The organism is Nocardia arthritidis, from assembly GCF_011801145.1.
In the GTDB taxonomy this organism is placed as follows: Bacteria; Actinomycetota; Actinomycetes; order Mycobacteriales; family Mycobacteriaceae; genus Nocardia; species Nocardia arthritidis_A.
Genome location: NZ_CP046172.1, coordinates 9,291,393 through 9,317,408, shown reverse-complemented (window position 1 = coordinate 9,317,408; position 26,016 = coordinate 9,291,393). Strand labels below are relative to the sequence as shown.

Genomic DNA, 26,016 nt, shown 5'->3' with positions numbered 1-26,016 from the left:
ATTACTGCCACTTAGGCAGTTTCACCACCTGGGCGGCGTAGGACAGGCCGGCGCCGAATGCGATGAGCAGCGCGGTGTCGCCGGGCTTCGCCTCGTTCTTGCGCAGCATCGCCTCCATGGCCAGCGGAATCGACGCGGCCGATGTGTTACCGGTCTCCTCGATATCGTTGGCCAGCGCGCAGTGCTCCGGCAATTTCAGTGTCCTGGCCATGATTTCGATGATCCGGCCATTGGCCTGATGCGGGATCATCGCGTCCATATCCTCGGGGGCGAGCCCGGCGCGGTCCATCGCGTCACGACAGACCTTCTCCAACGAGTGTGCGGCCCAACGGAATACGGCCGTGCCCTCCATAGTGAGGTAGGGCCGCACCGCGCCGAGCCCCTTTTCCTCGATCTCGGCGAAGAATTCGACCCAGTTCTTGTCCTGCCGGATCGCGTGGCTCTGGGTGCCGTCCGAACCCCAGACGGTCGGGCCGATGCCCTGCTCCTCGGACGGACCGACGATCACGGCACCCGCGCCGTCGGCGAAGAGGAAGGCGGTGGACCGGTCGCGCGGGTTGATGGTGTCGGTCAATTTCTCGACGCCGATCACCAGCACGTGATTCGATGTGCCCGCCCGCACCAGATCCGAGGCCAGCGCCAGCGCATGGCAGAAACCGGCGCAGCCCGCCGAAATGTCGAATGCCGCAGCGCCGTTCATGCCGAGCTCGGTCGCGATCTGCGGCGCCGCGGCCGGCGTCAGCAGCAGATGCGTCGAGGTGGCAACGATCACGCAATCGACCTGATCGACCGCGACGGCCGCCGATTCCAGCGCGCCGCGCGCCGCGGCGACGCTCATGCTCTGGATGGTTTCCGACTCCGACGCGAAGCGCCTGGTCTTGATTCCGGACCGGGTTCGAATCCACTCGTCGCTCGAGTCGATCGGGCCCGCCACCTCTTCGTTGGTGACCACCCGGGCCGGGCGGTATACGCCGAGCCCGAGGATCGCGGTGTGCTCCTGCCCTGCTGTCTGGGCGATTCGAGCAGCCATGGTCCGTCTCCTATGTACCTGCGGCCCTGCCGCCGGGTTGTACCCCGAAGCCTGGAATGATTTCCTCATCGGCCCGATACCTACGAACCCGTAGACATGAGGCCCCCTCATATTAGCTCGCGGGACCCCGGAAGCGAGTGCCTATTCCTACATTGCCCGGGTATACCCGCGTTCGCGCAACGCTTGCTGTACGCGGCGTTAACCTTTGGCGGCGGCGGCCTTCTCGCTCCCGGTGTATCCGGTGATTTCCGGCGCTGACCGACGCGTGCTACGGGCGCCGTTCGGCGTAGGGTGAACGCTTGCGCCAGTTCTAACCATGAGGAAAGAGGAGCCTGTGGCACGCCGCCCCACCCCGCCCGGCACGCCGGAACGCACCGGAGTCGGCCACGTCGTCGATTTGGTGCGCAACGCGATCCCCCCGCTGCATCCGGCCGGGCTGCCGTTCGTCGCCGCACCGCTCGCGGTCGCCGTGCTCGGCGGCAGGCGTAAGTGGCTGCGCCGCACGGGTCTGCTCGCCGCGGCCGCATGCGCCTGCTTCTTCCGGCATCCGCACCGGGTGCCGCCGAACCGGGCCGGCGTCGTCGTCGCGCCTGCCGACGGTGAGGTCGCGCTGGTCGATACCGCAACGCCCCCCGCCGAATTGGGACTCGGCGATCAACCGCTGCCCCGGGTGAGCATCTTCCTGTCCGTGCTCGACGTGCACGTCCAGCGCGTCCCGGTGTCCGGAATCGTGCGTCAGGTGCTGCATCAGGCCGGCCAGTTCCGTTCCGCCGATCTGCCCGAGGCGAGTTCGGTGAACGAGCGCAACAGCATGGTGCTGGAGACCGAATCCGGGCAGCAGGTGGTCGTCGTGCAGATCGCGGGCCTGCTGGCGCGGCGCATCGTCTGCGATGCGCGGCCGGGCGACAAACTCACCATCGGTGATACCTACGGCCTCATCCGCTTCGGCTCCCGGGTCGACACCTACTTCCCCGCGGGCACCGAACTGCTGGTCCAGCCCGGCCAGCGCACCATCGGGGCCGAAACCGTGCTGGCCGACTTGTCATGATGGAGGCCGTGCCCGCATCGAATCGGCGGCGGCGCAGCATCCGGCTGCTGCCGAGCATCGTCACCATCCTGGCGCTGTGCGCCGGACTGTCCGCGGTGAAGTTCGGCCTCGACGGCAAATTCGAACTCGCGCTGGCGATGATCGGCGCGGCCGCCGTGCTCGACACCCTGGACGGTCGCCTGGCCCGCATGCTCGACGCGACCACCAAGATGGGCGCGGAACTCGATTCCCTTTCCGACGCCATCTCTTTCGGCGTCGCGCCCGCACTGGTTCTGTATGTCGGGCTGCTGAACAAGGACAGCGCGGGCTGGATCGTCGCGCTGGTGTTCGCGGTGAGCCTGGTGCTGCGCCTGGCCCGGTTCAACACGCTGATGGACGACGACACCCGGCCGGATTGGTCGCGGGAGTACTTCGTCGGCGTGCCCGCGCCCGCGGCGGCGCTGATCGCCATGGTGCCGATCGCGATGTTCGTCGAATTCGGCGACGGCTGGTGGGCCGGGTTCTACGTGACCGCGGCGTGGACGGTGTTCGCGGCGGCGCTCGCGGTCAGCACGATTCCGACGCTGGCCATGAAGTCGGTGTCGGTGGCGCCGCAGGCCGCGGCCGGGCTGCTGGTGCTGGTCGCGCTGGCGGCCGCGGCGCTGGTCACCTATCCGATCGTGCTGCTGCTGGTGCTCGTGCTGCTGTATCTCGGGCATATTCCCTTCGCCTGGCACTCCCAGCGCTGGGTGGCGGCGCGTCCGGAGACCTGGCAGCACAAGCCCGCCGAGCGGCGCGCCCAGCGCCGGGCACAGCGCAGGGCCGATCCGCGGCGTCCGGTGATCCGGCGTCCGACCATCCGGGGTTCCAGTGCGCGGCTGCGGCTGCGCCGTCCGGGCAACAAACAGCGCAGGCCCGACGAGATCCGGTACTGACCGCCGGATCTCGTTGCAAGGTGCGGCAATTCGGTCGCCTGGAACTTTGTGCCGGTGAGGTCGGCGTCACTGGCATTTGTTAAGGATTCTCAAAGCGCCGCATACCAGGCTGTTCGGTATGAATGCTCTTGCAGCGCTGGGGGGCCTGCGGCTGGGGGGTTTCGAGGCGTGGGTCTGCCGGCGACCGACGCTGCCGGATCTAGTGCGCGGCGTCGTCTTCGGCCTGCGCGAGCAACGCTTCTTCGATGTCGGCCGATTCAACGGTGAACCGCTGAGACACCCGCGCGCGGCGATCATGCCGAGCGGTACGGTCTTACCGGGACGGCGGGATCGGAAGAAGGTACACGTGGAAGCGGATGGGCTGCGCGAATTCCAGGCGCATCGGCCCCGGCTGTTCGCGCTGGCCTACCGCATGCTCGGTTCGGCGATGGAGGCCGAGGACGCCGTCCAGGAGGCGTATCTGCGCTGGGACGCCGCCGATCGTCGCCAAATCCGTTCCGCCGAGGCGTGGCTGACCACCGTTGTGGTCAACATCTGCCGCAACTGGCTGGTCTCGGCGCGGGCCCGGCGCGAGACATATACCGGGCCGTGGCTGCCCGAGCCGGTGCCGACCGCGCGGGGCGAGCTGGGTCCGCTGGAGTCCGTCGAGGAACGCGAACAGGTTTCGCTCGCGCTGCTCACCACGCTGGAGCGGCTGAGCCCGGTGGAGCGGGCGGTGTTCGTGCTGCGCGAGGCGTTCGGCTACGCGCACCGCGAGATCGCCGACATGCTCACCGTCACCGAGGCCAATTCGCAGCAGATCTACCGCCGGGCCACGCAGCGGGTCCAGGAAGATCGAACCCGCTTCGAGATTCCCGACGAGTACGCCCGCGAGCTGATCGAACGATTCCTGAAGGCGGCGCGCACCGGCGATATCGCGGCGCTGGAGCGGATGCTCACGGCCGACGCGGTATCCATCGCGGATGGCGGCGGAGTGATCAATGCCGCGCGGCGGCCGGTGGTCGGGGCCAACAGTGTCGCGCGCTACCTGGCCGGGCTGTTCCGCTGGGAAGTGCCGGGCATGGTGCTCGAGGTGCTCGAGATCAACGGCGCGCCCTCGGTTGTCGTGCTGGTCAACGGCGTACCGATGATGGTGGTCGCGGTCCAGTTGGACGGTGATCAGGTGGGGGAGCTGCGGTTGGTGGTGAATCCGGAGAAGCTCACCTACCTGGCGCGCGTCTGGGCGTGACGGGGCTCATAGATCAAGGCTGTCAGTATTGGGGGAGCTGTCCGGTCTGGTCGGTGTCGGCTAATCGGAAGGAGCCACATCATGACCGGACAGCATCGCATCATCGTTCTCGGCGCCGGGTACGCCGGGCTGGCCGCGGCTGGCAGGCTGGCGGGCAAGGCGCGGGACGCACAGGTCACCGTCGTCGATGCCCGTGCGGAATTCGTCGAGCGGGTCCGGCTGCACCAGTCGGCCGCCGGGCAGCGGATCTCCCAGTGGGGTCTGCGGGAATTGTTGGAGCCGAAGAAGATTCGGTTCGTCCATGCGCGGGCCGCCGAGCTGGACACTGTGGGCCGCCGGGTACTGCTGGACAACGGCGACGTGCTCGCTTACGACGCACTGGTCTACGCGCTCGGTAGCACGGCGGATCTGTCCGGCGTTCCGGGTGCCGCCGAGCACGCCTTCGCGCTGGCCACTCCGGAAGACGTTGCACGGCTGCGGCTTTCGCGCGGACCGAGCGCGGTGGTCGGCGCGGGATCGACCGGGATCGAGTTGGCCGCCGAACTCGCCGAGGCGCAACCGGATTCGCGGGTGATCCTGCTCGGTTCGGAGGCGCCGGGCGCCTGGCTCTCGACCAAGGCGGCGGCGCACATCCAGCGCACGCTGACCCGTCTGGGTGTCGAAATTCGGTCCGGTGCAAAGGTTGTCGAGGTGCTCGCGGACGGTGTCCGGCTGGCCGACGGGACCGTCGTCCCGGCCGCGGTGACGGTGTGGACCGCGGGTTTCGGGGTGCCGGATCTGGCGGCGCGGGCGGGTATCGCCGTCGACGGAACCGGCCGGGTGCTGACCGACGAGACATTGCGTTCGGTCTCCCATCCCGATATCTACGCCGCCGGGGACAGCGCGGTGATCGCCGGGCCGGGCGGCCGGGAATTGCGGATGGCCTGCGCCACCGCGCTGCCGACCGGTAAGCACGCGGCCGATGCCGTCATCGCGGGCCTGGATGGGCGGGAGCCGCGAAAGTTGAAGTTCCGCTACCTGATTCAGTGCATCAGCCTCGGTCGGCGGGATGGGGTGATCCAGGCGCTGCATGCCGACGACGCACCGGGTCGCACGGTGCTCACCGGGCGCATCGCGGCTCGGGTCAAGGAGGTGATCGTCCGGGGTGCGTTCGCGACCGCTCGTCCCTGATTCGTTTGTGTGGTGTCTATGCCGTTCGCCGTCCGTGAACGGGGCGCAGTACGCGTCAACCTTTGGTTGACGACCTCGGGTCGTCAACTTAGAGTTGACGCATGACATCGCATATCCGCCTCGACGAACTGATCGACGGCATCAAGAAAGCCCGTCCCGACAACGCGCTCGACCAACTCTCCGACGCCGTGGTCGTCGCCGATCACCTCGGTGAAGTGGCCGATCATCTGATCGGCCACTTCGTCGACCAGGCTCGCCGCTCCGGCGCCTCATGGACCGATATCGGCGCCAGCATGGGCGTCAGCAAGCAGGCCGCGCAGAAGCGGTTCGTGCCCAAGGAACCTGGCGATGCGACGGCCATCGACCTGAGCAGCGGGTTCTCGCGGTACACCGACCGGGCGCGCCGGGCGATAGTGGCATCGCAGCAGGCCGCGCACGGTGCGGGCAACGCCGAGATCGGGATTCCGCATCTGGTGCTCGGTCTGCTGAGTGAGCCGGACGGTCTCGCCGCCAAGGAACTCGTGGCCGCCGGAGCGACCATGGAGGCGGTGCGTGACGCGGCGATCGCGGCGCTGCCGCCCAGGGCCGATGAGGTTCCCGCCCTCATACCGTTCAACGCCGACGCCAGAAAAGTGCTGGATCTGACCTTCCGCGAGGCGATTCGCCTGGTACACAACTACATCGGCACCGAACACATCCTGCTCGCCATCCTCGAATTCGAGAACGGCTCCGGCTTGGTCACCGATCTCGGTGTCACCAAGGCCAAGGTGGAGAAGGACTTGGGCGAAATGCTCGCGGCCTTCATGAAGCCCAAGCAATAACCGGATTCGGTCACGGACGACCGCGCAGCCCGCCACCCCAACGCGGCCAGCGGGCTTGGGGTTTCGGGTCGTTGACGAAGGTGGCTCGATCGAGATCGGTGACGTACAACGGAATTCGCGATTCGAAATCGCGCAGGAGGCCGAGAGCCTTGCCGCCCAACGCGGCTCGGTATTCCGGCATGGTCAGCCCGACCACCTGCAGGAAACGCACAGCGCCGTGCGGGGTGTCGATCGAGCCGAGCTCGGGGTCGACGACGAAGGTGAAGGCCTGGATGGCCGACTCGGGCCGCTCCGGATCGAGCGGTCCGTTCGCTTTGATGGTGTTACCGGGTTCGAACCATTTCCCGGACTGAATTACATAGCGCGCCAAGGTTTGTAGGAAACCCGCCGCCCATAGCGGCGGGTCGGCGTCGGACGTCGGCCGGGCCAGGCGCAGGGTGAATTCGAATCCCCAACCGGATACGGCCGGATTGTCCCACTCCTTCTCGTACAGCTCCGACATCCCGTATGTGACGTAGTGCCAGTGCGATACCGGATCGGTGCGCGGGTAGGCGCTGATGCCGTCCAGCGGGTCGGGCCCGCCGAGGGACCAGGGCTGTTGCGGCGTCCAGTGCGCGGGAACGGTCTCTCCGTACAGGTTTCGCAGCGCGGCGTCGATGGCGCTCCAGCCCGGTGCTTCACTCACTACGCAACGATAGACAGTCCCGCGAATACCGGCCCAACCGAGACGCATCAGCTCCATGGTCACCGTCACAGCTGATTTCGTTAGTACATGGGTAACTCGCCGGGTACGGGCTGACTCATCCAGCTACTTACCGTCGGCCGCCAACGCCGGTCTCGCGGCAGTCGAGTCTGGCCTGAAGTCACGGGGAGGCGGGGGAGCCGGGCACGTTGCGGGCGAGTTCGTCCAACCAGGCCGCGGCCGATGCGTCGCTCGGAGCGCGCCAATCGCCGCGCGGGGACAGCGATCCGCCGGATCCGACCTTCGGCGCGTTCGGCAGCGTCGACCGCTTGAACTGGCTGGTCTGCACGAATCGGCGCAGGAATTCGGCGAGCCAGTACTTGATCGCCGCAAGGTCGTATGCGTTGTGCTGCTCGACCAGGTCCGGCCAGCGGCCGCGGTCGGGATCCGACCACGCGTGCCTGGCCAGGTAGGCGATCCGGCTCGGCCGATAACCGAAGCGCAGCAGGTAGTAGAGGTGGAAATCCTGCAGTTCGTACGGGCCGACAGTGGCCTCCGAACTCTGGCCGGGCGCCGCGTCCGTCCCGTCGGCGCCTGCCGGGATCAGCTCCGGCGAAATCTCGGTTCGCAGAATGGAAGACAGCACCTCACCGGCCTCCGCGCCGAACTGCTCGGTGTCCACCGCCCACGCGATCAGGTATTTGATCAGGGTTTTCGGCACCGAGGCGTTCACGCTGTAGTGCGCCATATGATCGCCGACGCCGAAAGTGCACCAGCCGAGCGCGAGTTCGCTCAGATCGCCGGTGCCCACCACCAGCCCGCGGTGCTGGTTCGCGAGCCGGAACAGATGCGAGGTCCGCTCACCCGCCTGCACATTCTCGTAGGTGATGTCGTATTGCGGAACACCGTCCGCGGCAGGGTGATTCAGGTCGCGCAACATCTGCGTGGCCGACGGCCGGATATCGATCTCGGCCGCGCTGACACCGAGCGCCGACATCAAACGGTGTGCGTCGGTATGGGTTCGGGTGCTGGTCGCGAACCCGGGCATGGTGTAGGCGAGCACATTGGTGCGCGGCAGCCCGAGCCGGTCCATCGTCTTGGCCGCGACGATCAGTGCCTGCGTCGAATCCAGGCCGCCGGATACGCCGATCACCAGATGTTGGGATCCGGTGGCGCGCAAGCGGGTGCTCAGCCCCTCCACCTGGATGTGATGCACCTCCGCGCAGCGCTCGTTGCGGGCGGCCGGATCGGCGGGAACGTAGGGGAAGCGCGGTATTTCCCGCCGCAGCGGGACGGCGGCGGATGGCACCGGTAGTTCGAATTCGATGCGCCGCAACCGGTTCAGTCGTTCGCGGTGGTCGTGCACGTTATCGGCGAAGCTGGTGGTGCGTATCCGGTCGGCGGCCAGGCGCTGCAGGTCGATATCGGCGGTGACCAGCTGTGGATGATCGGCGAAGCGTTCGCCCTCGGCGAGCAGATCGCCGTTCTCGCACACCAGCGCCTGCCCGTCCCAAGCCATATCGGTGGTCGATTCCCCATGTCCCGCAGCGGAATACAGGTATGCCGCGAGGTAGCGGGCCGAATGCGCGGTGCATAGCGCGCGCCGGTAGTCGGCTTTGCCGATGACGATATTGCTCGCCGACAGGTTCACCAGCACGGTGGCGCCGGCCAGCGCGGCGAAACCGCTGGGCGGCAGCGGAACCCAGCCGTCCTCGCAGACCTCCATATGCATGGTGAACCCGTCCAGGTTCGTCGCGGTGAACAGCAGATCCGAGCCGAACGGCGCCCGCTGCCCCGCGATCGTCACATGGTCGGTCAAAACCTCACGGGCGGCGGCGAATTGGCGCTTCTCGTAGAACTCCCGGTAATTCGGCAGATAGCTCTTGGGCACCGCGCCCAGCACCGTGCCGTGATAGATCGCGATCGCGCAGTTGAACAGGCGTCCCTGCGCGCGCACCGGCGCGCCGACCGCGAGCACCGTATCGATATCGACGCTGGCCGCCACGATCGCGCTCAGCGCGGCGGCCGTCGCGTCGTCGAGCGCGTCCTGGTGGAACAGGTCGTCGGCGGTATAGCTGGACAGGCCGAGCTCGGGGAAGACGGTGAGCACCGCGTGATCGTCGGCCGCCCGCCGGGCCAGTTCCAAGGTCGCCTCGGCGTTGAACGCCGGATCCGCGACGCGGACTCGCGGCACCGCCACCGCCACCCGCGCGAAGCCGTGCCGGTAGAGCGAATCGAAGGGGAGAGCGGGCACGGGGACCCCTTTCGGTAGTCGACCGACGCTCGCGCCGCGGCGCGTGTCGAGCATGATCGTGGTTCGCCCGGAAATCTACGCCTGACCTCGGCCGCCATCGAGTCGCCGACCCGCGCTGTTCCTGGACGGTTGCACGGATCGTCATCACCCGGCCGTTTGCCAATAGCTAAGATGTGGCTATGGCGGATGACAGGGACTCCGACCTAATTGCAGGGGAGCGGCGCGCAGATCTTATGCGGGCACTGTCTTACGTCTCCACCGAATCGGGTCCGGACGGCGAGTACATCATCAACGGCGACCTGCCACCAGAGGTGGCGCCGCCGTTCATCAGGGCGATCATGCGGGTCGAGGCGGAGCTGCTGTTGCACGACGCCGAGCTGGTCACGGTCGAATCCGGCGAACCGCGGTCGCCGGAGGAGCGCAGGGCCGATGCCTTCGTCGCGCTGGTCCTGCGGGTCGACGACGCCCGCACGCACTGATCCGCCGAGCCGGACCTTGCACTCGATACCCCCGAGTGCTAAAAATGGCTTTGGCACTCCTGACCTGTGAGTGCCAGGTCGGGACGGTGAGACCGGGTTCCATCGACACCCTCGGTCGTCCGTCGCGGGCACCGAACCTGGCCAGCGTAACTGGGACGATCCAACCTGCGGTCGTCCTGTGTGTCAGCCCCATATACATGTGGAGGATTCCAACGCAATGGCCAAGACAATTGCGTACGACGAAGAGGCCCGTCGCGGTCTCGAGCGGGGTCTGAACAGCCTCGCCGACGCGGTGAAGGTGACGCTGGGCCCGAAGGGTCGCAACGTTGTCCTGGAGAAGAAGTGGGGTGCTCCCACGATCACCAACGATGGTGTGTCCATCGCCAAGGAGATCGAGCTGGAGGATCCGTACGAGAAGATCGGCGCCGAGCTGGTCAAGGAAGTCGCCAAGAAGACCGACGATGTCGCGGGCGACGGCACCACCACCGCGACCGTGCTCGCCCAGGCGCTGGTGCGCGAAGGCCTGCGCAACGTCGCGGCCGGTGCGAACCCGCTGGGTCTGAAGCGTGGTATCGAGAAGGCCGTCGAGGCGATCACCTCGACGCTGCTGGATTCGGCCAAGGAGGTCGAGACCAAGGAGCAGATCGCCGCAACCGCCGGTATCTCCGCCGGTGACACCTCCATCGGTGAGCTGATCGCCGAGGCCATGGACAAGGTCGGCAAGGAAGGTGTCATCACCGTCGAGGAGAGCAACACCTTCGGCCTCCAGCTGGAGCTGACCGAGGGCATGCGCTTCGACAAGGGCTACATCTCCGGCTACTTCGTCACCGATCCGGAGCGTCAGGAAGCGGTCCTCGAGGATCCGTACATCCTGCTCGTCGGCTCGAAGGTCTCCACCGTCAAGGACCTGCTGCCGCTGCTCGAGAAGGTCATCCAGGCCGGTAAGCCGCTGCTGATCATCGCCGAGGACGTCGAGGGCGAGGCCCTGTCGACCCTGGTCGTCAACAAGATCCGCGGCACCTTCAAGTCCGTCGCGGTCAAGGCGCCCGGCTTCGGCGACCGCCGCAAGGCGCAGCTCGCCGACATCGGCATCCTGACCGGTGGCGAGGTCATCACCGAGGAGCTCGGCCTTTCGCTGGAGACCGCCGGTGTCGAGCTGCTCGGCCAGGCGCGCAAGGTGGTCGTCACCAAGGACGAGACCACCATCGTCGAGGGCGCGGGCGACGCTGAGGCCATCAAGGGCCGGGTCGCGCAGATTCGTGCCGAGATCGAGGCGTCGGATTCGGATTACGACCGGGAGAAGCTGCAGGAGCGGCTGGCCAAGCTGGCCGGTGGCGTCGCGGTGATCAAGGCCGGTGCGGCGACCGAGGTCGAGCTGAAGGAGCGTAAGCACCGGATCGAGGATGCGGTGCGTAACGCGAAGGCGGCCGTGGAGGAGGGCATCGTCGCCGGTGGTGGCGTTGCGCTGCTGCAGGCGGTGCCGGCGCTGGACAAGCTGAGCCTGTCCGGTGACGAGGCGACCGGCGCGAACATTGTGAAGGTGGCGCTGTCGGCGCCGCTGAAGCAGATCGCGTTCAACGCGGGTCTGGAGCCGGGCGTGGTGGCCGAGAAGGTGGCCAACCTGCCCGCCGGCCATGGCCTGAACGCCGCCACCGGTGTGTACGAGGACCTGTTGGCCGCCGGTGTGGCCGACCCGGTGAAGGTGACCCGTTCTGCCCTGCAGAACGCGGCCTCGATCGCCGCGCTGTTCCTGACCACCGAGGCCGTCGTGGCCGACAAGCCGGAAAAGGCCGCCGCTCCCGCCGGCGACCCGACCGGTGGCATGGGCGGCATGGACTTCTGAGTCCACCCCCAACCCCTTTCGAAACCGAAGGCCGGTTCCACTCCAGGTGGGACCGGCCTTCGGCCTTTCTCCGGCGACCCCGAAAACCCCTGGAAATTCGTCGATGCGACCGTGACGAGCACAGTACCCTGCACCCGTCGAGTGCTACTTGATCGAGCTAGGGAGGGGTTCGCATGGTTTCGTACCGTTACGAGCAGGATCCGGAGAGCGGGGAATGGGTGGTCACCGGGGATGACGGTGACACCACCGTGACGATCAGACATGAATCCCGAGACGAGGCCACCGCGTTGGCGCGGGAGGCATTCGGATTCACCGCCTATCGGCCCCCGCCGCCGCTGCCGCCGGGATGGCATCGGTTCGGTCTGACGTATTGCCCAATCGGCTTGTGGGACATCAAATTCGATGATCCGCGTTTCGACGGGATCAAGGCGGTGCCGCCGAGCGGGTGCCAGGTCGAGGATGCGGGCGGCTACTTCGCACTCGAATGCGAGCGCCAGGCCCCGACCTTGCTCGAAGCGGTCGCCGAGCTGTGTGCCGAGATCCGCGCCGAACACGGACTCATGATGTCCGACCTCGGCGTGGAGAAAGTCGAAGAGTGGTGTTCCGGCGGCCTCGATGGTTGGGGCGCAAAGATTTTGGGGCAGCTCCTGCTCATGGCGATCGAGCGCGCCCCCTTGCTCGGCTACCGGATCGACGATCTGGTCGATTTCCTGCGAACCGCGGCAGGCGAGGATTGCGCTCCCGCTCACTCAGCAGGTGATCGTTGAGCGTGGAGCGATCCGACAACGAATTCCCTTGGTTTGGTTGGCTTCCCGAAGAAGCACGCGCACAGTGTGCCGCCGAATTGCTGGCTTGTGCTCGGGATGATTCGGTGACTGGATCGGCGCGGCTCGATCGAGCGGTGATCGAGTGGCGGGCGACCGCCGAAATCTATGCGGAGCCCGAGCTGTTGCGGAGGCTGCGCGGACCGTTCGAGACGGATGAATCCGTCGAGGTCGTGCGGCCGGTTACTCGGAAAGGGTTCGAGTGCTGGGGTTTTAAGGAAATAGCTGGTCGCTGATCGGGGCGGGCTACTAGGTTTGGGGGGTACTGACAGGGCGGGAGTCTACGGGGGAGATATGCGACGGATTTTGGTGGGGCTGGTGGGGGTATTGGTGTTCGGGGTGGGGGTCGGGGTGGCGCGGGCCGATTCGTTCTCCAGCTCGAATTCCGGGAGTTGCTCTGGGACGCTTTCGGATTGGGGGTATTACTACGCGTACACCTACCAGTACGCGTACCTGCAGTCCGACGGTACCTTCGGGAACGAGAACCACAATTTCAACTTCAACGGGTTTCTCTCGGGTATGGAGGATGCGGGGCTCGTCTACGGGCGGAACTACAAGTGGGCGGTCTATCGCAAGGGGAATCTCGATCTCGCGGTGCCGTATGTGAGCGGGGCGGGGTTGTTCGTCGCCGACAACACATACGACAACCGCAACTGGATCAAGCTTTGCGATTACTGAACGAAAGCCGGTGCGGTGCACCGGCTTTCGGATCAAATGCCGGAGACGTCCAGCACGGCGAACGGCAATGTCGGTGTGCCCTGGCCCATCGGTCCGCCCTTGTCGAACTGTGACGCGGTGACCAGCAGCCGGTCGCCGACGTGCACCAGTCCGGTTGGGACGCGCAGGGATTGGTCGGTGAACCGCTGCTCCTGGGTGGCCGTCGCGCCGTCGTCGGACAGTCGCCAGCGGGAGATGGAGTTGGTCGAGTTGTGTGCGACCCAGAGGGTTTCGCCGCGCAGTTCGATCCCGTCGGCCGCCTTCATATCACCGCCGTTCAGCGTGACCTTGCGTACCGGATTCGGGTCGCCGGGGTTCAGCGACGCACGGAAGAGCCCGCCGCCGGTCATATCGACGGTCAGCAGGTAGCGGCCGGTCGGGTCGACGGCAATACCGTTGAGGGTGAAGGCATCCGGTCCGTGCGGCGGAACGACGGCGCCGAGGTCCATGGCCGGAATCAGTTCGCCGCAACCGCCATTGGCCGTGGCCTCGGCGAATTGCCCTGGGGTGACTCGATATACGACCGGTCGTTTGCTGTCGGTGAGGTAGGCGGTGCCGTCGGCGGTGAAGGCCAGGTCGTTGACGAAGAAGGGATTCGTTGCGGCGACGGTGAATCGGGCGAGCCGAGCGTGAGTCACGGTGTCGTACACCGAAACTCCTGCGGTCGAATCGATAACCCACAGGCGGCCCGCGGGATCCACCTTGACGCCGTTCGCGGTATTGCGGCCGTCGGCGCCCGGCGCGAGGAAGGTCTCGGCCGTGGCCGCGCCCGAGGCCGCGCGGAACACCGCGCCGGTGGTGTACGAGCTGACGTAGGTATCCCCGTTGCGCGGGTCGACGGCGATGCTCTCCGGGTACGCGCGGTCGCCGGGCAATGCGTACGCGACCGCGATGGATGGATCGTTGGCCGCGGTGGCGATCGCCTGATCGGTCAGGCCACAGATGACGATCGCGATGCTCGCCAGGCCGCGACGCAGCAGGTGGGACATGGTTTTCCTCTTGTTCTCGGTTAACTCGAATGCAGGCGCATCGTTGAACGCATACGAACATAGATTAGAGTTCTAATGACAGTCAAGACTCTAATCATGGGATGGGCGGATACCATGCGGGCATGACCTCGATGCCCGCCGCGGAGCGCATCGGCAGCTTCATCAAGCGCGCCGAGCGGTCGCTGCAAACCGCGAAGACGAGCGCGCTGAAACCGGCGGGCGTGACGGTTCCGCAGTACGCGGCCCTGCTCTACCTCACCGAGAACCCGGGTATCTCGGCCGCGGCGCTGGCCCGGCTGTGCGGGGTCACTCCGCCGACGATGAATACGATCCTGGCCAACCTGCAGGACCGAGGTCTGATCGAACGCACGCCGCACGCCTGGCATCGGAATGTGTTGGAGACCAGGCTGACCGAGGCGGGCCGGGCGGTGATGGCGGATGCCGACGCGCGCGCGATCCGGGTGGAGCGCGCGCTCGCCGCCGAATTCACCGATGCCGAGCGGGTGGCGTTGGAAGACTTGCTGATTCGTTGCGCGGACCTACTGGATTCGATCAGGCCGGAAACGAAAAACGCTGCCACTTAGAACGAATCGGTACCATCGCGACTGTCGTCTAATCGATCGGAGCGAGAAAGTGCGCCTGCTGCCCCAGCCCGACAGTGCGGATCTCGATCTGGTGCGGGTGCTCGGTGCGCTGGCCGATCCGGTGCGATTGGAGTTGGTGCGCGCGCTGCTCGGCCGGCGCGAGCCGATGCGGTGCGGTCCGGACAGATTCGACGTCGAGATCACCGCCGCCACCCTCTCGCACCACTGGAAGGTGCTCCGGGACGCCGGGGTGATCAGCACCTTCGCCTCCGGTCGCAACCGCCTGGTGCAGGTGCGCGGCGACGATCTGGATCACCGCTTCCCGGGTCTGCTCACCGCCATCTCGACCGAGCATCCCGCGGCGATTCGATGAGGGCCTGACATCGCTTCGCGTTGCCGTCCGGCCGGTTTCACTGCGACGATGGAGTGAAGGCTGAAGCGGCGCTGTGGCGAAGGAGGCCTGCGGTGTTGGCGATCGAGGACAAACCGAAATGGGTCTGGCGGGTGGCATTCGGGCTCGCCGCACCGGCGGCCGTGGTGGCTTCATTCGATATCAGTTGGGCGGCACTGGCTTTCGTGATCCTGGTGGTGATCGGCTTTGCGGCCCTTGCCATCGACATCGCCGGGTACGACCAGATCGCACGCAGGCTGAGGTTCTGGGACTCCTGATCGTTCCGGTTGCCCCGAGAACTGGTGGACCCGATGGATGGTTCGAACCCGGCAGAATTGGGCAATATCAAGCGAAGCGGCCCGCCGTGGCCGAATCGTCCGGGGAGGAACGATGTTTGGCAAATTTCTGCTGTTCGGGGGTTTGGCGCTGATAGCGGTGTTGGGGCTGCTCGGGGCATTAGGTACCGCATGGGCCGGTGCGGCAGCCTTGATCGCCGCGGTCGCCTGGGTCATCGCGCTCGTGGTGCTGGCGGGGCGAAGGCCCGTTGCGCCGGGTGATCGCGCGGCTCGCAGGCGGGCGTGGCGGTCGGGCGGCACCGGCGCGAGCTCGAGTTACTACTTCGACTCGGGCAGCGGCAGCGGCGGCGGCCACGGACATCACGGCTGCGGCGGCGGCCACCACGGGTGCGGTGGCGGCGGTGGCTGCGGTGGCGGCGGCTGCGGCGGCGGCAGCAGCTGAGTTCGCGAGCACGCCAACAGCTATCGCCCGCGAACAACGCGCGCACCGTGTCCGTATTGTCAGCAAATACTTATCGAATCGTGTCACGGAGTTTGATGTTCAGACCGTCAGAAATTGTTCTAAAGATTTCCTTCAAAAAGGTTACATAATTGATGTGATCGCTCACTATCGCCTTTTTGGCAAACCTCCAGTGACATCAACCAACTTTGTCGATTTCGAGCCAACAGCTCTGCCTAAGCCCAAGGGGCTGCGTCTGATTGGTCCGTTAAATACCGAGTGTGCAACTGTGCCGCCAACTTTCGGCTATCGCCCGATTGCGTATCGGTTGAAAGGAACACCCGGATCGGTGCCGGGGAACTGTAGGGCTTAGGTATTGTCTGGCCCAATGTCACAGGATGCGAATACGGGACGAATGTATGCCGGGCAACCCGTTGAGGACCGGCAACGTCAGCGGCGTGCGCGTTTTCTGGAATCGGGCCTGACGGTCTTCGCACGCGACGGCTACGCGAATAGTTCGGTCGGCGCCATCTGTAAGGACGCCGGGCTCTCCTCGCGACAGTTCTACGAGGAGTTCACCGGCCGCGAGTCCCTACTACTCGAGCTCTACGAGCAGATCGACAAGGAGTCGCGTGACGCGGTGGCCGCGGCGCTCGCGGCGAAGGCCGATGCGAGTGCGCTGGAGATCATCGATGCCGCGGTGCGCGCGTACGTCGAGTCGATCGGCTCCGATCCGCGCAAGGCGCGCGTCGCGCTGGTCGAGGTGGTCGGCGCCGGGCCGAAGGTGGAGAAGTTCCGCCTCGAGCTGCGCCGGGTCTGGGGTTCGCTGCTCGCCAGCGCCGCCGAGGACGCCGCCATGCAGGGCGAAATCCCGCCCGGTGACTACGAAATGCGGGTGCTCGCGATCATCGGGGCGGTCAACTACGTGGTGGATTCCTGGAGCGGTTCGGATCCGCGGCCGCCGCTGGACGATGTGATCCGCGTGCTCAGCCGGGTGATCATGGGCGCGGTCGGCGCCTGACGCCCGGCCGGTACCCGACGCGGTAGCGTGCGCACCATGGAGACAGTTCCGATCCAGATGCCGGACGGAAGTACCGTCCCGGTACGGCTGATCCCGGCCGGGGGCGCCCATCGTCACCCGGTCACCCCCGACGCACCGCGCCCGGTCGTGGTGATCGTGCCCGGGCTCGGCGTACCCGGCGGGTATTACGAGGGATTCGCGCTCGGACTGTCGCGGCGCGGCTTCGACGTGGCGATCGGCGAACTGCGCGGCAACGGTGACAGCAGGCCGAAGCCGAGCTCGGCCAGCGCCTACGGCTACCACGAACTGGTTTCGGTGGATTTCCCGGCGATGTTCGAGGTGGTGCGCGCCCGATTCCCGGACAGCACACCGTATTTGCTCGGTCACAGCATGGGCGGGCAGTTGGCGGTGATGTATGCCTCGCGCATCCGCGGTCGGCTCGGCGGGCTGGTCCTGGTCGCCTCGGGCACGCCGTATTACCGTGGCTACCGCGGGATTTCGGGTCCCGGCATGTTGTTCGGCACGGCCGCCGTCTCGCTGACCGCGAATCTCGCCGGATTCTGGCCGGGGGATCGCTTGGGGCAGGCGGGATTCGGCCGCCAGTCCAAGGTGTTGATCTCGGACTGGGCCCGGCTGGCCCGCACCGGGCGGTTCGTGCCGGTCGGCGCCGATATCGACTACGAGGAGCGGATCGCCCGGCTGAAGCTTCCGGTGCTGGCCATCACGATGACCGGCGACGATCTCACCCCGCAGAGCTCGGCCGAACATTTGGTGGAAAAGCTGCCGCATGCCGAGGTTACGTGGTGGCGTCAGCCGGAACCGTTGGGGCACAACGGCTGGATCACCGAGTCGAAGACCACGATCGATCAGATCGAGAAGTGGTTGCGCGATCGCTGACCGGGCAGCCGATTCATGAGGCGCAGGAGTCGATTTCGTTGTCGACGTCCGGCGTGCTGTCCGGATACCGAGTCCACTCCGCGCCGTATCGCGCCCGCTGATCGAGTACGGCCAACTGAGCGGTGCCGATCAGTTCGGCGATGACCGGCGCCGCTTCGGCGGCGAATTGCCGCTGTCGGGCCGTCCCCCGCAGCGCGAAACCGTATACGGCGACGAGGTTCCGATATTCGGCGGCCGGAAACGCCTCGTCGTCGCCGGCGGCCGTGATCGGCGGTGTCCGCACGGATTCGGCGGGCAGGATCCACCGGTCGGCCCGGGAATCGCGGCGCCGCGGCTGGATCAGCGCCAGGTAGCCGGCCAAAAGTGATGTGACGACGTCGATGCCGGGACCGGCATCGACGCATCCGCGCGCGAACGATCGGACCAGCGGGTGATACCGATACCGTCCGGGATCCGGGCTGTCCAACAAACTCCGGTCGACGAGATCGTCGCAAAGCGCCTCGGCCGCACCGATTTCGCGATCGAGGACAATCGATGCCACGAAGCTGGTCAGGTCCGGTACCTCGGCATGCGCGAGCAGTCGGAAGGCCCGAGCCTGCTCGGCGCCCAGCCGCTGATAGTCGGATCGAAATGCCGCCTCCAGCGTCGTGTCCTGGAACCGGTACTCCCGCAGCGGATCTCGGCCGTCCAACAGCCGCTCGACCACACTGGATATCGGCCAGGACGGCCGCGCCGCCAACCGGGTGGCGATGATGCCGATGGCCAGCGGCAGCCCGCCGCACAAACCGACCAGGCGGGCGAACGCGGCGGATTCGGCGGTCGGTCTGGCGTCGCCGATGGTCCGGCTCAGCAGCGCCGCCGATTCGTCCTGCGTGAGGGAACCGAGCGACAACCGGAGTGCGGTAGGCGTCGCGGTGATCGGGCCTCGACTGGTGACCAGGACCGAGCTCGCGGCCGCGCCGGGTAGTAGCCACTCGAGCTGTCCAGGGGCATCGGCGTTGTCGAGGACGATCAGCACCCGGCGGCCCGCGACGACGGAACGAAACATGGTCGATTGCTCGAAGACGTTGTCCGGTATTTCGGAGTCGTGAATTCCGAAGGCGCTCAGGAAGCGTCGCAGTATGGCCGTGGCGTCCACGGGGTGTCGGAGGTCGGCGTAGAGCTGACCGTCCGGAAACCTTTCCCGCAATCGATGTGCGACATGGACTGCGAGCGCACTCTTGCCGACCCCGGCCAGACCCGTTACGGAAACAATGGTTCCCGGCGTCGCCGCCGCGACGAGCTGCTCGACCGCGGTGGCTCGACCGATGAAATCGACTGTGCCCGCGGGTAATTGCGATGGCCCCGGAGTCTCGGGAGTGGCGTGCGCCACGGTGTCCGGCCGGTGTACGTTCGCGGGCTGATCGTCGCTCAACAGGCGGCGGTGCAGATCGGTCAACTCCGGCCCCGGTTCCAACCCCGTGTTTTTCACGAACCAGCGCCGGGCGTCGCGGTAGGCGCCGAGCGCGTCGAGCCGCCGCCCGCTCTGCGCCAACGCGGTCATCAGCAGCAGCCACCACTTTTCGCACTGTGGTTCGGTCCGGACGAGCGCCGCAAGCCGGGAGATGGCATCGGTATAGTCGCCCGATTCGATCTGTATCTCAATGCGCCACTGGCGCAACATATCTCGCGTTCGATATAGCCGCGCGCGCTCGCCTTCCGCCCACGGGCCCGGCACACCGGACAGCGGTTCGCCGCGCCACAGCCGCAACGCCTCGGCGATCTTGTCCGCCGCATCGCCGAGCCGCCCGTTCATCCGGTCGCGGCGTGCCTGTACCGCCAGTTCGGCGGCGGCCATGGCATCGGTGCTCAGTTCCCCGTCGAATCGGTATCCGCCGCCGACCCATCGCACGTCGGCATCGAGACAACCGTGCCGCCGGAGCGTGGCGCGCAGCGAGGAAACATAGTTGCGCAGCGAACTCCGCGCCGATTGCGGCGCGCCGGAACCCCAGATGCCATCGATCAGCTTCGTCGCGGAAATCGTCTGTCCCGGCTGATTGGTGATCATGGCCAGGGTTGCCTGCTGTTTCGGCTGTTGCGGGCCGAGGTGGACGACTCGATTGATCGAAACCTCCAGCGGGCCGAGCAAACCCACGTATACAAACGACACAGCAACCCCTCATCGCACATCTTCGGCTCTAAAGGTTGCCCAGGAGAGTCTCGAAGATGGAATATGCCAGGCGTGGCCGGAAACGGCCTGGACGCTTCCGGCCAGATCTCAAACCCAGCCGAGGCGAGCGGCTTTCACGCCCGCCTCGAATCGGCTCCGTGCGCCGAGCCGTCGCATCAGACCGGTCGTCACGCGGCGGCTGGTGCGTGCGGATATCGCCAATCGCCGAGCAATTGCCTCATCGGTCATCCCCTCGGCGAGGAAACGCAAGAGTTGGCGCTCCTGCGCGCTCAGCTGCGTGTCATCCGCCGCCGCGATTCGGTTGAACGGTTCGGAGATATCCCAGGCTTGTTGAAAACAAGCGGCGAGGGCGGCCACGGTTCTCGGCTCGCGCAATACGACCACCCCGTTGAATATGTCGTCGTTGTTCAGCGGGATCAGTGCGACGGTGGAATCGAGCACGATCAGCTCGAGCGACAGCGTGGGCACGGTGCGAATCTCGTTGCCCACCCGCGCGAGCAGGTCGGCATAGTGCCGGGTAACCGGATCGTGCCTGGCGCTTTCGGGAACGATTTTGCGCAGGTCGACACCGCGGAACAGCGCCGAGAGATGTTGTTCGAGGATGGGCGCCGCCATGACCTCGGACGGGACGGCGTTTCGGGTGGCGGCGTACCACGAGGTCTGCACCTCGTTGGCGTATTGGCCGAGAAAGGCGTGCAGGGAATCGATCCCGACCAATGTTTCGTGCTGATTCGGGAGGGCGTTGGATTCGGGGTGCGCCGACTGCCGCGCAATCATCTTCTCGACGGTCAACATCAGTTGCTGCTGGCGCAGCAACTCTTCCTGTCTACGGCGAAATACGCTCTCGCAAGCCGTTTTCGGATCGATCACATGCCAGCGCCGCGGATCGTGGACCGAGCGGCGCAGCAGGGTCATATCTGTCAGGGCCGCGAGCGCGGCCGCAACTCGGCCCTCGGTGATTCCGAGATGGCCGCGCAACTCCGCCGCACCCCACTCGGGATTACTCACCAAAGCCTGGTAGACGCCGATTACATCGTCATGCCCGAGTTCGGCTGCCGCGTCGACCATATCTCTGGCTACCTCCTGTCCGATCGACCTGATAGTTGATCACGGACAGTGCGGATCTTGGTAGAGCGCTATCTCAGTTCAGCGCGGCCGATTCCAGCTCTCGGTGACGGCCGTTGGACTCGTGGTGCTGCCTGTGGTGCGCGTGCGTCGACGGATGCGGCATGATCCGATCGATGCTCGACAACAGCAGCGCCGAAATCACGAAGGTGAAGTGAATGACGGTCGGCCACAGGTAGCTCGCCATATGCCCGCCCGGATTCGGATCCTGAGTGAGACCGATGAACGTCTTCAACAGGTGAATCGACGAGATGCCGACGATCGACATGGCCAGCTTCACCTTCAACACATTCGCGTTCACCTGCGCCAACCACTCCGGCTGGTCCGGGTGGTCGTCGATCCGCAGCCGGGAGACGAATGTTTCGTATCCGCCGACGATCACCATGATCAGCAGGTTCGAAATCATCACCACATCGATCAGGCCGAGCACCGCCAGCATGATGTTGGTTTCGGCCTCACCGCCGTGTTCGAACAGCCCGGCGACCAGTTGCCAGAGGTCGCGGAGAAACTGCCATACGTAGGCCGCCTGCGCGACGATCAATCCGACGTACAGCGGTAGCTGGAGCCAGCGACTCAGAAATATGAAGTAGCCCAAGTGAGTTCGCGAAACTTGTGGCTGTTGATTGTTCGGTGAAACCATGAGCCGAGTACAGCACACCGCAACGGGTGTCCGGGAAATCAACTCATCACCGAAATATCATTCGAATTCCATCGTTGGCGGGCAATGCCGGTCGACGGCCCACGGCGGCAATGAACGGATAATGGATGGATAAATCCGTTATTGCCGCCGCGGCGGCCGACGGGCTACTTCTCCAGCAGCATCTGGGTGAAGAATTCGTAGATCAGTGCGGCCTGGAACGCGGACTGCTTGTTGTCGGCCGCGCCGCCGTGGCCGCCCTCGATATTCTCGTGATACCAGACCGGATGCCCCTGCGCCTCCAGCAGCGCGGCCATCTTCCTGGCGTGCCCGGGATGTACGCGATCGTCGCGGGTCGAGGTGGTGAGCAGGATGGGCGGGTAGGCGGGAGCATCGGCCTCCATTGCTTTCTGGTACGGCGAGTATTTCGAGATGTATGCCCATTCCTCCGGCTTGTCCGGGTCGCCGTATTCGGCCACCCAGGACGCGCCCGCCAGCAGCAGGTGGTAGCGCTTCATATCGAGCAGCGGCACCTGGCAGACGATGGCGCCGAACAGTTCCGGGTAGCGGGTGAGCATCACGCCCATCAGCAGGCCGCCGTTGCTGCCGCCCACCGCGCCGAGCCGGTCGGGTGTGGTGATGCCGCGTGCGACAAGGTCTTTGGCGATCGAGGAGAAATCCTCGTACACCTTGTGCCGGTTCTCCTTCTGCACCGAGGTGTGCCACAGCGGGCCGTATTCGCCGCCGCCGCGGATATTCGTCATCACCCAGGTGCCGCCGTTCTCCAGCCAGCCGATGCCGGACGCACCGCTGTAGGCGGGGGTGCGCGAGACCTCGAAGCCGCCGTAGCCCGACATCACCGTCGGACGCGGGCTGTCGCGGTGGTCGCGATGCCGAATCACGAAGTACGGCACCATGGTTCCGTCGTCGGAGCGGGCGAAGAACTGTTCGGTCTCGATGCCGTCGGGGTCGAAGAAGCCGGGCTCCTGCTTCAGCTTGGCGGTGCTGCCGCCGACCGAGGTGGCCAGCAGGGTGCCGGGGGTGGTGAAACCGCTTGTGGTGAGCATGAATTCGTCGCCACCCTCGAGCGGATCCAGATTCAGCACGCTGGTGGTGGCCATCGGCGGGGTATCGGCGAGTGGCTCGATGGTCCACGTTCCGGGGGTGAGGACGTACAGCTTGGTCTGCACATCCTCCAGGGTGATCAGCAGCAGATAGTTCTCGGTCCAGCCGTAGCCGTGCAGCGCGGTATGCGCGTCCGGCGTGAACAGCACCTCGAATTCCCGTGCGCCGGAAAGGAATTTGTTGAAATCGCTGACCAGCAGCGCGCCCGCCGGGTAGGTGACGCCGCCGACCTCCCAGTCGGTCTTGAGCCGGATGGTGAGCCAGTCCTTGTACCAGGACTTACTGGCATCGCTGGGCGCGTCGATGTGGATCAGCGTGCCGTCGGATTCGACGAGATACGCCTCCTCGTTGAAGAAGTCGGTGGCCCGGCCGACATAGTGCCGCTCATAGCCCGGGGTCCGGTCGTAGCCGGCCGAGACGGCGACATCGGTTGTCTCGCCCTCGAATACGGTGACCGCCTCGGCGAGCGGCGTACCGCGCCGCCAGCGTTTGACGATGCGCGGATAGCCGGAATCGGTGAGCGAGCCGGGCTCGAAATCGGTTCCGACATAGACATTGTCGATATCGATCCAGCTCAGCTGCGATTTCGCCTCGGGCAGGTAGAATCCACCGTCCGCCGGCTCGATGAATTCCCTTGTCTCCATATCGAATTCACGAATCACCTTGGCGTCCGCGCCGCCGCGCGAGAGGCTGATGAGCGCCCGGCTCTGTTCGGGCCGCAGCACGCTCGCCCCGCCCCACACCCAGTTCTCCTCCTCGGCGGCGGCCACGCTGTCCAGATCGATCAGCACGTCCCACTCCGGGGCTTCCTTCGCGTACTCCTCGAAGGTGGTGCGCCGCCACAGGCCACGCGGATGTTCGGCATCGCGCCAGAAGTTGTACAACCAGCGCCCGCGGCGGCCCGGGTAGGCGATTTTGGTGTCGGTATCGAGCATCGCCAGGATTCGGCGCTCGAGCTCGGTGAACCGGTCCGCCGACGCGAACCGCTCGATTACCACGTCGTTGTGCGCGCGGGCCCAATCCAGGCACCGCTCGTCGGTCACTTCCTCGAGCCAGAGGTAAGGGTCGGTCACACTCTCGTCAACGTGGGTCATCTGCACATTGTTGCCGGGCCACATCTCGAAACGCCGAAAACGGGGAGTTGCTGTGATATCGGTCATGTTCGCCGAGTGCGAAGTGGGCGATCGACGGCGGTTTCGCGAACCCTTTCGCGCGCGGCGGCGCTCGGTAAGATCGGGGCGTTCCGAGCAGGAGGTTCCACTTTGCCGCCGTTTCTCTGGGAGCAGCACTGCTGCCTGCCGCTACAGCCATCGGCGCGGATCGCGGAACTGGCCCGCTATCCGCTCGGGTCGTATGTATCGGTGAACATCGGGTATTCGCCGCAGTCCACGGCGGATTCGGTGGCGCTCGCGCGGCGGTTCCGGCAGGACGCGGTGGCCGACGGAAGATTCCAAATGGTCGGCGGGCCAAGCGATCTGCCGCCGGGCAAGATCGCCCTCGCCTTCGACCTGGAGGATTGCGGGCCGCTGGAGGGCAAGCTCGACAACGTGGAGATGTTCCACGGACTGGGCCTGCGCTCGCTGCTGCCCACCTACAACTACGCCAACGCGGCGGGCGGCGGCTGCCTCGACACCGAGGACACCGGACTCACCGCGTACGGCCGAGACCTGGTGGCGACGCTGAACGAGATCGGCGTATTCGTCGACGGCTCACACTGTTCGCGCCGCAGCGGTCTGGAGATGTGCGAGCGCAGCGTGCTGCCGATGATCTACAGCCACTCGAATTTCGCCGCGCTGTGGGACCATCCGCGCAATATCACCGATGAGCAGGCCCGCGCCTGCGCCGACACCGGCGGTGTGATCGGCATCAACGGCGTCGGAATCTTCCTGGGCCACAACGCCCCTGAGGAACGTGCCGAGCGGGTGGCGGCCATGGCGGCGCACATCCAATACGGCGTCGAGTTGGTCGGCATCGATCACATCGGCATCGGCTCCGACTTCTCCTTCGACGCCGACGATTTCAACGACGAACTGCGGAACAATCCACAGGCGTACTCCGAGGCGATCACCAAATGGGGCCCACTGCAATGGGTTCCCCCGGAAGACCTGCTCGGCCGCGGCGGTTTTCCCGGCCTCGACGAGGCGTTGGCCGCCCGCGGCTTCAGCGCGGGCGACCGCGCGGCGGTCTTCGGCGGCAACTTCGCCAGGGTGGCCCAACAGGTTTGGCGCTGAGCCACATTCGTATCAGCAAGTAGGACCGTGGTGGGAGCCGGATTCAGCGCTGCGGGGTGATGTGCGGTGCGATCGCGCCGTGTTGTGCTGGCGCGTATGGCCGAACGCATTCCGGACATCGATGTGGTGCGTGGTTTCGCGATCACCGGACTTCCGGTGATCAATCTCGGGCTGACCGTTGGGAAGTCGCATTATCCGGTGCCGGGCCCGATCTCCTCGGTGATCTACCACGATCTGTTTCTGCACCGCTTCGTGACGATCTTCTGCTTCCTGTTCGGGTTGAGCTTCGCGCTGGTCCTGCGCGCCGCGGCCGAGCGAGCGCCGCGGCCGCGTCTGGTGCTCGCGCGCCGATTGGCAATGCTGTTGGCATTCGGCATATTTCAGCTGTTCCTGCTCGACGGGAATCTGCAGCTGGTGGTGTACGCGACGCTGGGCCTGGTGTTGCTGCTACCGGCCTCGTACCTGCCGCGCCGGGTAGTGCTCGCGCTGGCGACCGGATTGCTGTTCGTATCTGTTCCGTTCGCCGACAGTGGCGTCGGCGAGGCGGTGAAAATCCTGGCCATCACGAGCGGGCTGTTGCTGCTCGGCGCGACGGTGGTGAACTACCGGATCCAGGACGAGCTGCCCCGGCACACCGCGGCGATCCGGACCGTATTCTTGATCGCGGCGGCGCTGGCGATCGTCGCGAACGTGCTGCATTCGGACACCGTGACGGTATCCGGTTCCGCGGTCGGCGAGGTCGCGATGCTGGCCACCTCGGTGGCGTACGTGACCGGGTTGCTGCTGCTGTTGCGCACGCGAGCGCGGCGTGCGCTGGTCGCGGCGCTGGCGCCGCTCGGACGAATGGCATTGACGAACTTCCTCGTGCAGGCCGCCGCGGCGGTGGCATTCGCCGCCGCCTTCGATGTCGCGGGCTGGAACTATTCCGCTGTGACCTTCGGATGCACCGAGGCCTTCGTCGTCGCGCAGGCGGTTTTCTGCGCGTGGTGGCTGCGCCGGTTCCGGTACGGTCCGTGCGAGTGGCTGTGGCGGTGCGCGACCTGGCTGACCCTCGTCCCCATGCGCCGTCCGGTCCGGGTGCCGCGCTGACGGGATCGGTGT

At 66.1% G+C, this 26,016-nt stretch carries 27 protein-coding genes; 19 read left to right on the top strand and 8 right to left on the bottom strand.

All coding sequences use genetic code 11. The annotated features are described in order from the left end of the window. Position 1: 1 nt before the first annotated feature. On the bottom strand, positions 2-1,030 hold the full coding sequence (locus F5544_RS42380; protein ID WP_167478335.1) for a beta-ketoacyl-ACP synthase III: 1,029 nt from the start codon (positions 1,028-1,030) through the stop codon (positions 2-4). 334 nt (positions 1,031-1,364) lie between these two features. Here F5544_RS42380 and F5544_RS42375 point away from each other — a divergent pair, with 334 nt between their 5' ends. The 5 genes from F5544_RS42375 (at position 1,365) to F5544_RS42355 (ending at position 6,211) form a co-directional block, all read left to right on the top strand. After that, positions 1,365-2,078 carry a phosphatidylserine decarboxylase gene (locus F5544_RS42375; protein ID WP_167478334.1) on the top strand — a complete coding sequence of 238 codons (714 nt, stop codon included), beginning with the start codon at positions 1,365-1,367 and terminating at the stop codon, positions 2,076-2,078. Next, a complete protein-coding gene (locus tag F5544_RS42370; protein ID WP_167478333.1) occupies positions 2,075-2,992 on the top strand; it encodes a CDP-alcohol phosphatidyltransferase family protein in 918 nt (305 codons plus the stop codon). The genes F5544_RS42375 and F5544_RS42370 overlap by 4 nt, the downstream gene beginning before the upstream one ends. Before the next feature lie 118 nt (positions 2,993-3,110). Continuing rightward, a complete protein-coding gene (locus F5544_RS42365) occupies positions 3,111-4,220 on the top strand; it encodes an RNA polymerase sigma-70 factor (protein ID WP_238846948.1) in 1,110 nt (369 codons plus the stop codon). 81 nt (positions 4,221-4,301) lie between these two features. Continuing rightward, positions 4,302-5,390 carry an NAD(P)/FAD-dependent oxidoreductase gene (locus F5544_RS42360; RefSeq protein ID WP_167478332.1) on the top strand — a complete coding sequence of 363 codons (1,089 nt, stop codon included), beginning with the start codon at positions 4,302-4,304 and terminating at the stop codon, positions 5,388-5,390. Between the two features lie 101 nt (positions 5,391-5,491). Then, complete coding sequence (locus tag F5544_RS42355; RefSeq protein ID WP_167478331.1) at positions 5,492-6,211, top strand: Clp protease N-terminal domain-containing protein; 720 nt, start codon at positions 5,492-5,494, stop codon at positions 6,209-6,211. Positions 6,212-6,221: 10 nt separating this feature from the next. Here F5544_RS42355 and F5544_RS42350 read toward each other — a convergent pair whose 3' ends face one another. Both F5544_RS42350 and F5544_RS42345 read right to left on the bottom strand, forming a co-directional pair. After that, positions 6,222-6,896, bottom strand: a complete 675-nt coding sequence (locus tag F5544_RS42350; RefSeq protein WP_203217467.1) for a suppressor of fused domain protein — start codon at positions 6,894-6,896, stop codon at positions 6,222-6,224. Between the two features lie 178 nt (positions 6,897-7,074). Then, positions 7,075-9,147: an NAD(+) synthase gene (locus tag F5544_RS42345; RefSeq protein ID WP_238846947.1), complete on the bottom strand. Its 2,073-nt coding sequence runs from the start codon at positions 9,145-9,147 to the stop codon at positions 7,075-7,077. A gap of 233 nt (positions 9,148-9,380) precedes the next feature. Between F5544_RS42345 and F5544_RS42340 the strand changes: the two genes are divergently transcribed. The 5 genes from F5544_RS42340 (at position 9,381) to F5544_RS42320 (ending at position 12,971) form a co-directional block, all read left to right on the top strand. Continuing rightward, on the top strand, positions 9,381-9,626 hold the full coding sequence (locus tag F5544_RS42340; protein ID WP_225726165.1) for a hypothetical protein: 246 nt from the start codon (positions 9,381-9,383) through the stop codon (positions 9,624-9,626). Positions 9,627-9,843: 217 nt separating this feature from the next. After that, on the top strand, positions 9,844-11,469 hold the full coding sequence (gene groL, locus F5544_RS42335; protein WP_167478328.1) for a chaperonin GroEL: 1,626 nt from the start codon (positions 9,844-9,846) through the stop codon (positions 11,467-11,469). A gap of 173 nt (positions 11,470-11,642) precedes the next feature. Further along, positions 11,643-12,236, top strand: a complete 594-nt coding sequence (locus F5544_RS42330; RefSeq protein WP_203217466.1) for a hypothetical protein — start codon at positions 11,643-11,645, stop codon at positions 12,234-12,236. Positions 12,237-12,238: 2 nt separating this feature from the next. Continuing rightward, on the top strand, positions 12,239-12,529 hold the full coding sequence (locus F5544_RS42325; RefSeq protein WP_167478327.1) for a hypothetical protein: 291 nt from the start codon (positions 12,239-12,241) through the stop codon (positions 12,527-12,529). A gap of 58 nt (positions 12,530-12,587) precedes the next feature. Beyond that, positions 12,588-12,971, top strand: a complete 384-nt coding sequence (locus F5544_RS42320; RefSeq protein ID WP_167478326.1) for a hypothetical protein — start codon at positions 12,588-12,590, stop codon at positions 12,969-12,971. Between the two features lie 32 nt (positions 12,972-13,003). On the opposite strand, the gene F5544_RS42315 is transcribed toward F5544_RS42320, so the two are convergent. Next, positions 13,004-13,999 (bottom strand): SMP-30/gluconolactonase/LRE family protein, encoded by a 996-nt coding sequence (locus tag F5544_RS42315; RefSeq protein WP_167478325.1) that lies wholly within the window; start codon positions 13,997-13,999, stop codon positions 13,004-13,006. A gap of 122 nt (positions 14,000-14,121) precedes the next feature. Between F5544_RS42315 and F5544_RS42310 the strand changes: the two genes are divergently transcribed. The 7 genes from F5544_RS42310 to F5544_RS42280 all read left to right on the top strand — a co-directional run bounded on the left by F5544_RS42310 (position 14,122) and on the right by F5544_RS42280 (position 17,627). After that, complete coding sequence (locus F5544_RS42310) at positions 14,122-14,583, top strand: MarR family winged helix-turn-helix transcriptional regulator (protein WP_238846946.1); 462 nt, start codon at positions 14,122-14,124, stop codon at positions 14,581-14,583. Between the two features lie 49 nt (positions 14,584-14,632). Beyond that, positions 14,633-14,956: an ArsR/SmtB family transcription factor gene (locus F5544_RS42305; RefSeq protein WP_167478324.1), complete on the top strand. Its 324-nt coding sequence runs from the start codon at positions 14,633-14,635 to the stop codon at positions 14,954-14,956. Positions 14,957-15,051: 95 nt separating this feature from the next. Continuing rightward, on the top strand, positions 15,052-15,252 hold the full coding sequence (locus F5544_RS42300; RefSeq protein ID WP_167478323.1) for a hypothetical protein: 201 nt from the start codon (positions 15,052-15,054) through the stop codon (positions 15,250-15,252). Between the two features lie 112 nt (positions 15,253-15,364). Beyond that, complete coding sequence (locus tag F5544_RS42295) at positions 15,365-15,712, top strand: hypothetical protein (RefSeq protein WP_194252456.1); 348 nt, start codon at positions 15,365-15,367, stop codon at positions 15,710-15,712. Further along, positions 15,672-16,082, top strand: a complete 411-nt coding sequence (locus tag F5544_RS42290; protein WP_167478322.1) for a hypothetical protein — start codon at positions 15,672-15,674, stop codon at positions 16,080-16,082. Before F5544_RS42295 ends, F5544_RS42290 begins: the two co-directional genes overlap by 41 nt. 15 nt (positions 16,083-16,097) lie before the next feature. Beyond that, the gene (locus F5544_RS42285) at positions 16,098-16,730 is read left to right on the top strand and encodes a TetR/AcrR family transcriptional regulator (protein WP_225726174.1); all 633 of its coding nucleotides are present in this window, start codon (positions 16,098-16,100) and stop codon (positions 16,728-16,730) included. A 36-nt stretch (positions 16,731-16,766) separates the two neighbouring features. Beyond that, positions 16,767-17,627 (top strand): alpha/beta hydrolase family protein, encoded by an 861-nt coding sequence (locus F5544_RS42280; RefSeq protein ID WP_167478321.1) that lies wholly within the window; start codon positions 16,767-16,769, stop codon positions 17,625-17,627. Positions 17,628-17,640: 13 nt separating this feature from the next. Here the strand turns inward: F5544_RS42280 and F5544_RS42275 are convergent, their stop codons facing one another. The 4 genes from F5544_RS42275 to F5544_RS42260 all read right to left on the bottom strand — a co-directional run bounded on the left by F5544_RS42275 (position 17,641) and on the right by F5544_RS42260 (position 23,778). Continuing rightward, positions 17,641-19,776, bottom strand: coding sequence for an AfsR/SARP family transcriptional regulator (locus F5544_RS42275; protein ID WP_167478320.1), 2,136 nt, complete (start codon positions 19,774-19,776; stop codon positions 17,641-17,643). A 108-nt stretch (positions 19,777-19,884) separates the two neighbouring features. Continuing rightward, positions 19,885-20,865, bottom strand: a complete 981-nt coding sequence (locus F5544_RS42270; protein ID WP_167478319.1) for a LuxR C-terminal-related transcriptional regulator — start codon at positions 20,863-20,865, stop codon at positions 19,885-19,887. 73 nt (positions 20,866-20,938) lie between these two features. Continuing rightward, positions 20,939-21,562 carry a TIGR00645 family protein gene (locus F5544_RS42265; protein ID WP_167478318.1) on the bottom strand — a complete coding sequence of 208 codons (624 nt, stop codon included), beginning with the start codon at positions 21,560-21,562 and terminating at the stop codon, positions 20,939-20,941. A 164-nt stretch (positions 21,563-21,726) separates the two neighbouring features. Further along, on the bottom strand, positions 21,727-23,778 hold the full coding sequence (locus F5544_RS42260) for a prolyl oligopeptidase family serine peptidase (RefSeq protein WP_167478317.1): 2,052 nt from the start codon (positions 23,776-23,778) through the stop codon (positions 21,727-21,729). A gap of 168 nt (positions 23,779-23,946) precedes the next feature. Between F5544_RS42260 and F5544_RS42255 the strand changes: the two genes are divergently transcribed. After that, positions 23,947-24,915, top strand: coding sequence for a dipeptidase (locus F5544_RS42255; RefSeq protein ID WP_167478316.1), 969 nt, complete (start codon positions 23,947-23,949; stop codon positions 24,913-24,915). A 66-nt stretch (positions 24,916-24,981) separates the two neighbouring features. Beyond that, the gene (locus F5544_RS42250) at positions 24,982-26,004 is read left to right on the top strand and encodes a DUF418 domain-containing protein (protein WP_167478315.1); all 1,023 of its coding nucleotides are present in this window, start codon (positions 24,982-24,984) and stop codon (positions 26,002-26,004) included. Positions 26,005-26,016: the final 12 nt, after the last annotated feature.

What these genes read in the sequence shown, in the direction of transcription:
- F5544_RS42370 (WP_167478333.1), top strand. Translation starts at nt 2,075, where the DNA reads ATGATGGAGGCCGTGCCCGCATCGAATCGGCGGCGGCGCAGCATCCGG.
- F5544_RS42360 (WP_167478332.1), top strand. Translation starts at nt 4,302, where the DNA reads ATGACCGGACAGCATCGCATCATCGTTCTCGGCGCCGGGTACGCCGGG.
- F5544_RS42310 (WP_238846946.1), top strand. Translation starts at nt 14,122, where the DNA reads ATGACCTCGATGCCCGCCGCGGAGCGCATCGGCAGCTTCATCAAGCGC.
- F5544_RS42270 (WP_167478319.1), bottom strand. Translation starts at nt 20,865, where the DNA reads ATGGTCGACGCGGCAGCCGAACTCGGGCATGACGATGTAATCGGCGTC.
- F5544_RS42330 (WP_203217466.1), top strand. Translation starts at nt 11,643, where the DNA reads ATGGTTTCGTACCGTTACGAGCAGGATCCGGAGAGCGGGGAATGGGTG.
- F5544_RS42285 (WP_225726174.1), top strand. Translation starts at nt 16,098, where the DNA reads ATGTCACAGGATGCGAATACGGGACGAATGTATGCCGGGCAACCCGTT.
- F5544_RS42280 (WP_167478321.1), top strand. Translation starts at nt 16,767, where the DNA reads ATGGAGACAGTTCCGATCCAGATGCCGGACGGAAGTACCGTCCCGGTA.
- F5544_RS42320 (WP_167478326.1), top strand. Translation starts at nt 12,588, where the DNA reads ATGCGACGGATTTTGGTGGGGCTGGTGGGGGTATTGGTGTTCGGGGTG.
- F5544_RS42380 (WP_167478335.1), bottom strand. Translation starts at nt 1,030, where the DNA reads ATGGCTGCTCGAATCGCCCAGACAGCAGGGCAGGAGCACACCGCGATC.
- F5544_RS42340 (WP_225726165.1), top strand. Translation starts at nt 9,381, where the DNA reads ATGCGGGCACTGTCTTACGTCTCCACCGAATCGGGTCCGGACGGCGAG.
- groL (WP_167478328.1), top strand. Translation starts at nt 9,844, where the DNA reads ATGGCCAAGACAATTGCGTACGACGAAGAGGCCCGTCGCGGTCTCGAG.
- F5544_RS42295 (WP_194252456.1), top strand. Translation starts at nt 15,365, where the DNA reads ATGTTTGGCAAATTTCTGCTGTTCGGGGGTTTGGCGCTGATAGCGGTG.
- F5544_RS42355 (WP_167478331.1), top strand. Translation starts at nt 5,492, where the DNA reads ATGACATCGCATATCCGCCTCGACGAACTGATCGACGGCATCAAGAAA.
- F5544_RS42365 (WP_238846948.1), top strand. Translation starts at nt 3,111, where the DNA reads ATGAATGCTCTTGCAGCGCTGGGGGGCCTGCGGCTGGGGGGTTTCGAG.
- F5544_RS42265 (WP_167478318.1), bottom strand. Translation starts at nt 21,562, where the DNA reads ATGGTTTCACCGAACAATCAACAGCCACAAGTTTCGCGAACTCACTTG.
- F5544_RS42260 (WP_167478317.1), bottom strand. Translation starts at nt 23,778, where the DNA reads ATGACCCACGTTGACGAGAGTGTGACCGACCCTTACCTCTGGCTCGAG.
- F5544_RS42315 (WP_167478325.1), bottom strand. Translation starts at nt 13,999, where the DNA reads ATGTCCCACCTGCTGCGTCGCGGCCTGGCGAGCATCGCGATCGTCATC.